Source organism: Actinophytocola sp. (assembly GCF_036002505.1).
Lineage (GTDB): Bacteria > Actinomycetota > Actinomycetes > Mycobacteriales > Pseudonocardiaceae > DASYTH01.
The window spans coordinates 20,540-27,262 of the sequence record NZ_DASYTH010000062.1 but is presented as its reverse complement, the minus strand read 5'-3'; the positions used below and the strand labels follow the sequence as shown (position 1 = coordinate 27,262).

The 6,723-nt window shown below is 70.2% G+C and carries 6 protein-coding genes and 1 tRNA gene; 5 read left to right on the top strand and 2 right to left on the bottom strand.

What is annotated here, in order from left to right; genetic code table 11:
* Positions 1-88 precede the first annotated feature (88 nt).
* Positions 89-161: transfer RNA gene (locus tag VGR06_RS04825), tRNA-Gly, on the bottom strand.
* 208 nt (positions 162-369) lie between these two features.
* Between VGR06_RS04825 and VGR06_RS04820 the strand changes: the two genes are divergently transcribed.
* Both VGR06_RS04820 and VGR06_RS04815 read left to right on the top strand, forming a co-directional pair.
* Positions 370-612, top strand: coding sequence for a type II toxin-antitoxin system prevent-host-death family antitoxin (locus VGR06_RS04820; protein ID WP_327557727.1), 243 nt, complete (start codon positions 370-372; stop codon positions 610-612).
* A complete protein-coding gene (locus VGR06_RS04815; protein WP_327557726.1) occupies positions 609-869 on the top strand; it encodes a Txe/YoeB family addiction module toxin in 261 nt (86 codons plus the stop codon). The genes VGR06_RS04820 and VGR06_RS04815 overlap by 4 nt, the downstream gene beginning before the upstream one ends.
* Before the next feature lie 24 nt (positions 870-893).
* Here VGR06_RS04815 and msrA read toward each other — a convergent pair whose 3' ends face one another.
* A complete protein-coding gene (gene msrA / locus VGR06_RS04810; RefSeq protein WP_327557725.1) occupies positions 894-1,553 on the bottom strand; it encodes a peptide-methionine (S)-S-oxide reductase MsrA in 660 nt (219 codons plus the stop codon).
* Between the two features lie 175 nt (positions 1,554-1,728).
* Here msrA and VGR06_RS04805 point away from each other — a divergent pair, with 175 nt between their 5' ends.
* From VGR06_RS04805 to VGR06_RS04795, 3 genes are read left to right on the top strand one after another with little or no spacing between them, the layout of a single operon-like run.
* Positions 1,729-2,967 (top strand): flagellar basal body protein FliL, encoded by a 1,239-nt coding sequence (locus VGR06_RS04805; RefSeq protein ID WP_327557724.1) that lies wholly within the window; start codon positions 1,729-1,731, stop codon positions 2,965-2,967.
* Positions 2,960-5,344, top strand: coding sequence for a glycosyltransferase (locus tag VGR06_RS04800; protein WP_327557723.1), 2,385 nt, complete (start codon positions 2,960-2,962; stop codon positions 5,342-5,344). Before VGR06_RS04805 ends, VGR06_RS04800 begins: the two co-directional genes overlap by 8 nt.
* A 52-nt stretch (positions 5,345-5,396) precedes the next feature.
* Entirely contained in the window at positions 5,397-6,722 is a 1,326-nt protein-coding gene (locus VGR06_RS04795; protein ID WP_327557722.1) for an alginate O-acetyltransferase AlgX-related protein, read from the top strand.
* Position 6,723: the final 1 nt, after the last annotated feature.

Sequence of the window (6,723 nt, the reverse complement as noted above, 5' to 3'; positions counted from 1 at the left end):
AGCACCGTGGGGGTCTGGGGGCTCGGCCCCCAGATGCAATGGCGACCGACCAGGTCCGCGCTCTCCGCGGACACACGTCCCCTGAGGGAGCGGACGACGGGACTCGAACCCGCGACCCTCACCTTGGCAAGGTGATGCGCTACCAACTGCGCTACGTCCGCACGCTTACGCTCGGCCATTCTACCGGCGTACTGGAGCCCAGGCTAAGGAAAACCCGGCTCCGCGAGGGAACCGGGTGGGTGCTGAGAATCCTGCGTCGCGAGCCACCCCGCGTCAAGTCGTAAGGGCGCGGACGAGCGCATTTGACCTCGGGTGCCGAGGGACGTACAGTATCTTGTACGTGAGGCGCGGAGGTGTCAGGTGAAGACCATGAGCTACTCGGAGTCTCGGGCGAACTATGCCGAGACCCTCGACTCCGTGGTCAACGACCGCGAGGAAGTCGTGATCACCCGCGCCGGGCATGAGCCTGTCGTGATCGTTTCGCTGGACGACTACCAGTCCCTCAAAGAGACTGCCTACCTGCTCCGCAGCCCGGAGAACGCCCGGCGTCTGATCACTGCGATCGAGCGGCTGGAAAGCGGTGGTGGCGCCCAGCACGAGCTTGCTGAATGAAGCTGATCTGGGACGAGCTCGCCTGGGAAGACTACGTCTGGTGGCAGTCCGAGGATCGGAAGATCCTTAAGCGGATCAACGCTCTGATCAAGGACATCACCCGTAACGGGAACGAGGGCATCGGAAAGCCTGAGGCGCTGAAGCACGGCTTCCAGGGCTACTGGTCGCGCAGAATCACCGATGAGCACCGGCTCGTCTACAAGATCGCGGGTGACGAGATCCGGATCGCGGCCTGCCGGTACCACTACGGCAAATAGCGATCCGGGTCGCGCCGACGATGATCAGCCTTCCGTCGCCAAGCCGACCGGGCAGGTGATGCCGGTGCCGCCGAGGCCGCAGTAGCCGTTGGGGACCTTGTAGAGGTACTGCTGGTGGTAGTCCTCGGCGTAGTAGAAGTCGCGGAGGTCGGCGATTTCGGTGGTGATGGTGCCGTGCCCGGCGCGGTGGAGGGCGGGTTGGTAGGTGGCGCGGCTGGCTTCGGCTTCGGGACGCTGGTCGGGGGTGCTGAGGTAGATGGTGGAGCGGTACTGGGTGCCGAGATCGTTGCCCTGGCGCATGCCCTGCGTTGGGTCGTGGCCTTCCCAGAACACCTTGAGCAGGGCGGGGTAGGAGATCACGGCGGGGTCGTAGACGGCGAGGACGACTTCGGCGTGGCCGGTGCGGCCGGTGCAGACCTCTTCGTAGGTGGGGTTGGGGGTGTGGCCGCCGGCGTAGCCGACCGCGGTGGAGTAAACGCCGGGGGTTTGCCAGAACAGCCTCTCGGCGCCCCAGAAGCAGCCCATGCCGAACACCGCGGTGGCCATCCCGTCGGGGAAGGGCGGGACGATCCGGCGGTCCGGGAACACCGCGTGGTGGGTGGGCACCGGTATGGGGGTGGACCGGCCGGGCAACGCCTCCGACGGGTCGATCATCCGGGTCTTCTCACGTCCGAACAGCGCCATGACAACTACTGTACGAGCGTGCCCACCCAGCGACGAGGCCGCTGAGGCGGACGGAACCCCGCACGCTCGGAAACGATCCGATATCGGCCGGACCTCGCCACTCGGCAGATCCCGCACGGCGTGCACAATGTGCGCGGGTTCGGGGGCGCGCAACCACGGCGAAAGGGGGCCAGGGGTGTCCTGGCAGGAGGAACTCCGCAAGCTCGACGAAGAGCTCGCCGCCGGTCAGATCTCCGCCGACGACTACCGCGTCCGGCGAGATCAAGTGTTGTCCTCCGCGGTGTCCCCGGCTCAGCCGCCCCCGGGGGCGACCCAGTTCATCCCCCAGCCGCCGCCCGCGCCCACCCCGCCGGCACCCCAACCCCAGGCACCCCAACCCCAGGGGCCGCCGCCGCAGGGCGAACACACCCAGATCGTCGGCGGGCCGGGCGACGCCGACAAGACCCAGATCGTGCCCGGGGCGCCGGGCGATCGCACGCAACAGGTCGGCGGCTGGCAGACGGCCCGCCCGCAGGGCGAGGACGCCGACCGGACCCAGGTCGTGCCCGGCGTGCCGCCGCAGCGGATGGCCGGCGGCGGGACACCGCGGCCGGCACCCGGGCAGGGCCCGTTCCCGCCGCACCCGGGCTACCAGCAGCCGTGGCAGCAGCAGGAGGAGGAGTACGGCCCCCCATGGGCCGGTGCGGACTTCCCGCCGCTGGCCGCTCCGGCCAGCCCGGACTGGATCAAGCAGGGGCCTGAGGTCTTCGAGTTGGACCGCAAGTCGCGGACCGGCCGGGTCGCACTGATCATCGTGCTCGTCCTGGTCCTCGCCGGTCTCGGGACCGGCGGATATTTCCTGATCAACCGCAACAAGGACAGCGGCGCGAACCCGGCGCCGCCGGCCCAGACCACGACGAGCCGGCCGGCGCCGACCACGCGAACCAGCCCGCCGCGCCCCAAGGACGACCTCGAGGTGGCCGCCCTGCCGGGCCGGCAGGAGCCGACCGACCACATCAAGACGTTCGCCGACGCCGAGAACAGCGGCGGGTTCCTCACCCCCGACGAGTTGCAGACCTACAAGCAGGCGGAGGCCGGCAAGTCACGCATGGTCGCGGCGGTGTTACCCAACGGGGCGCATGCCTTCGTGTTCACCACGGAGACCGCCTCCCCGGCCAAGGCGGTGGCGGCCCGGGACGCCCTGGCCATGCTCCAGATCCGGTACGGCCTCAAGGAATACCCGAACCCGCCGCCCGGCGTGCCGACCGAGGAGATCGCCAAAGCCGGCAACAACCCGAACACCATTCGCGCGCACTACACGCACAAGGGCACGGTCGTACGCATCCAGGTCTTCGGCGACGACCAGACCGCGGTCCGGGACGCCTACCTGGAAGTGATCACCCTGCAGCTCAAGGAACTCGCGGCCGATGCCTGACCTGGCCGGGATCGGCTGCACGGTGGTCGCCAGGCGGGACCTGCCGGTCGCCCGGATCCTCGCCCGCTCCTATCTCGATCACCACGGCGACCACGAGTTCGTCGTCGTGGTGCTGGATCCCGATGACGACGAGGACACCGGGTCCGGTCTCCGGATCGTCCGGCCGGACTGGCTGGACCTCGACCGAACCGACTTCCTGCGACTGGCGACGGCCTATGACGCGCCGGACCTGGTGCGTGCGGTGGTGCCGTTCGCCCTGCGCCAGGCGCTCGCCGAGGCACCCGTCGCGATTCACCTCGATTCGAGCAGCCACGTCGTTGGCTCCCTTGCCGGTGTCGTCGAGCTGGCCCACGGCCACGACATCGTGCTGATCCCGCAACTGCTCGAGCCGCTGCCGGTGGACGGAAAGCAGCCCGACGCGACCGGGCTCCCGGTGACCGGTCCGTTCAGCGCCGGGTTTCTTGCCGTGGGGCAGGGCGCCCGGCCGTTCCTGGACCACTGGGCCGGCTGGAGCCGGCACGAGGCACCGCCGTCCAGCGAGCCCCGGCCCGGTGCCCATCCCCATCCGGTGCAGCAGGTCCCCGGGCTGTACCGGCACACGGTGCACCGCGACCCGGGCCTTGACGTCGGCTACTGGAACGCCCATGAGCGAGCGCCGGACACCGAGCTGCGTGTGGTCAACTTCCGGGGATACGACCCCGATTCGCCGTGGCTGCTCAGCCGGCACTGTCCGCGGTGGCCCCGCGTCCTGCTCTCCGAGCACCCAGCGCTTCGGCGGCGCGCGGCGGAGTACCGCGCCGCGCTGCTCGCCGCCGGTGATCCGGACACCGGTGAGTACGGCCTCGGCTCGCTGCCCGACGGCAGTCCGCTGACCGCGTGGATCCGCCGGCTGTTCCGGCACACCTGGGCCGCCGCGGAACGGGGCAACCCCGACGCCCCCGAGCCGGTTGCGATGCCACCGCACGCGTTCGACGGAGACGCCTTCCGGGAGTGGCTCCGCTCGCCCGGATCGGTCAAAGAGGCGGCCGCCGGGCTGAACCGCGCCGCCGTCTGGGCGTGGACCAAACGGCCGGACCTGCAGACGGCTTTCCGGCATCCCTACCGCGAGGACGCGCCCGCGTTCCGGAACTGGTGCCGCGACCACGGCGTCGCCGAGGGCATGATCCCGGAGTGGGCGGTGCCGGCCGCGCCCGAGCCACCCGGTGCGCCGGTCGCCGAGCTGGGGGTCAACCTGGGCGGCTTCCTCACCGGCGAGCTGGGTCTCGGCGAGATGGGCCGGATCGTGCACCACGTGTTGCGCCACGCCGGCGTGCCGGTCGCCTCGGTCGTCGAAGAACGGGTGCTGACCTGCCGCACCGATCTGCCCGCGCCGGAGGACGTCGGGTATCCCCGGTTCCCGGTCACCATCCTCGCGGTCAACGCCGACTACACCCGAATGGCGCTCGAGACCTACCCGGAGCTCGGCGAGCACCGGTACCGGATCGGGCTGTGGGCCTGGGAGCTCGAGGACTTCCCGGACTGGCTGCACGATGCGTTCGCGCTCGTCGACGAGGTGTGGACGCTGAGCGAGTTCTCCCGGGCCGCGATCGCGGCGCACTCGCCGGTGCCGGTCAAGGTCATCCCGTTGCCGGTGCTGGATCCCGGCGAGCCGGCCGCGCCGAGTTCCGGCGAACCCGTGCAGTTCCTGTTCCTCTTCGACTTCAACAGCACCGGCCAGCGCAAGAACGCGACCGGCCTGGTCGAGACGTTCCGGAAGGCGTTCCCCGGGCGCGACGACGTCCGGCTGGTGATCAAGGCGACGAACGGGGAACGCAACCCGGCACAGGCCGAGCGGCTGCGCCTGCTCGTGCGCGACGACGAGCGGGTCACCCTGCTGGAGCGGTACCTGACCGTCGAGGAGCTCGGTGATCTCTATGCGCGCAGCCATGCGTACGCCTCGCTGCATCGCAGTGAGGGGTTCGGGCTGACCGTGGCCGAGGCCATGATCAGAGGCCTGCCGGTGATCTCCACCGACTACTCGGGCACGAAGGAGTTCGTGACCGAAGCCGTGGGCTGGCCCGTCCCGTACGAAATGGTCCAGGTAGGCCCGGGAGCACAGCCGTACCACGCCGACGCCTGGTGGGCCGAGCCCGACCTCGACCATGCCGCCAGGGCCATGTGCGAGATCGCCGACAACCCCACCGAAGCCGCCCGGCGCGGCAAAGCCGCCCGCGAGCACCTGCTGGAGACCCGGTCGGTGCAGCGGGCGGCGGAGTGGGTACTGGCCGAGCTGACCGCCGCCTACCGTTCCTGGCGTGAGCCGGCCACCCCGGACGGCCGGCTGCGGCGGACCGCCCGGGCCGGGGTCAACCGGCTGCGCATGCGGATCGGCAGGTGAGCCGGGCCGCGGGAATGGCACAATACGGCCGGACCAGGTGGAAGGGGGACTGATGACCCAGGCGCCGGCCCGCAACCGGACCGCCGCGCCGCCGCCGGCGGACGTGCTGCCCGCGCTGCACGAATCCTGGTTGCCGCGTGATCACCCGCTGCACCGCCCACGGCACGGCCGCCGGCAGACCTTCGCGTTGATCTGTGCGGCGATCTTCTTCGCCGTCCCCCTGGTCTCGCTGATGCTGGGCGTCCGGCCCGACCAGTTCGAGAACCGGCGACTCGCCGACTTTCCCGCCGCCTCCAGTGGTTGGCAGTTCTGGCCGGGCCTGTCGCCATGGGCCAACGACCACCTGGTGTTCCGGAAGAGCGCGGTGACGCTGGCCGACGCGGTCAGCCGCGGGCTCTTCGGTGAGCCGCCGCCACTGGGCGAGCAGCAGGCGCCCGCACAGGTGGATCCGGGCGGGCCGATCTCGGTTCGGCCACCCCGCAGGGAGGAGAACAACATCGTCGTACCCCAGGTCATCGAGGGCAAGGATGGCTGGATGTACATGGGCGACGATGTCGTGACCCGATGCCAGCAGGCCACGTCGCTGGAATCGACCATGCTGCAGCTGCGCCGGCTGCGCGACGGGGTGGAGGCCTCCGGCCGCCGGTTCGTGCTGGTGATCGCCCCGGACAAGTCCACCGTCGTGCCCGAGTACCTGCCGGACAGCTTCGTCGGACAGGACTGCACCCGCCGGGTCACCGCCGAACTCTGGCGCCGGCTCGCCGCGGAGGACTTCGTCCTGGACCTCCGCGGCGACCTGCGCACCCTGGGCGCACAGCTGGGCCACCCGGTGTACCCGCCGCTGGACGCGCACTGGGGCGACGAGGGCGGCCTGATCATGGCCAGGCGTCTGGCGGAATGGGTGCAACCCGGCGTCACCAGCGGCTGGGTGATCGCCCCCGGCGACAGCTGGCGGGTGCTGGGTGACCTGCCACCGCTGATCGGTCGCAGTGGCGAGATCGAGGGACGGCACTATGCGGTCAAGCCCGGCGGGGACGCGGACCAGACTCGCGACGTCGGCATTGACTTCTCCAACCCGCTGCACCTGAACACGGCGCACGGTCCCGGCACGACCTCGGACAAGGTCGGATACCTCGGCGACTCGTTCACCATCCGGTCGCTACGGTATCTGGCCGCGGCGTTCAGCGACATCACCATTCTGCACTACCGGAGCTCCAAGGATGACAATGGCGAAGCAGCCGGCAAAATGCTTGCGGACAATAGCGTGGTCGCGGTGGAGCTGGTCGAACGGACCGTTGCCGCCGGAAACAGCACCATGCTGATCCCGTCGGTCGTGGACGGCATCGTGTCCGAGCTTTCCCACCGACCGCTGCGCTAGC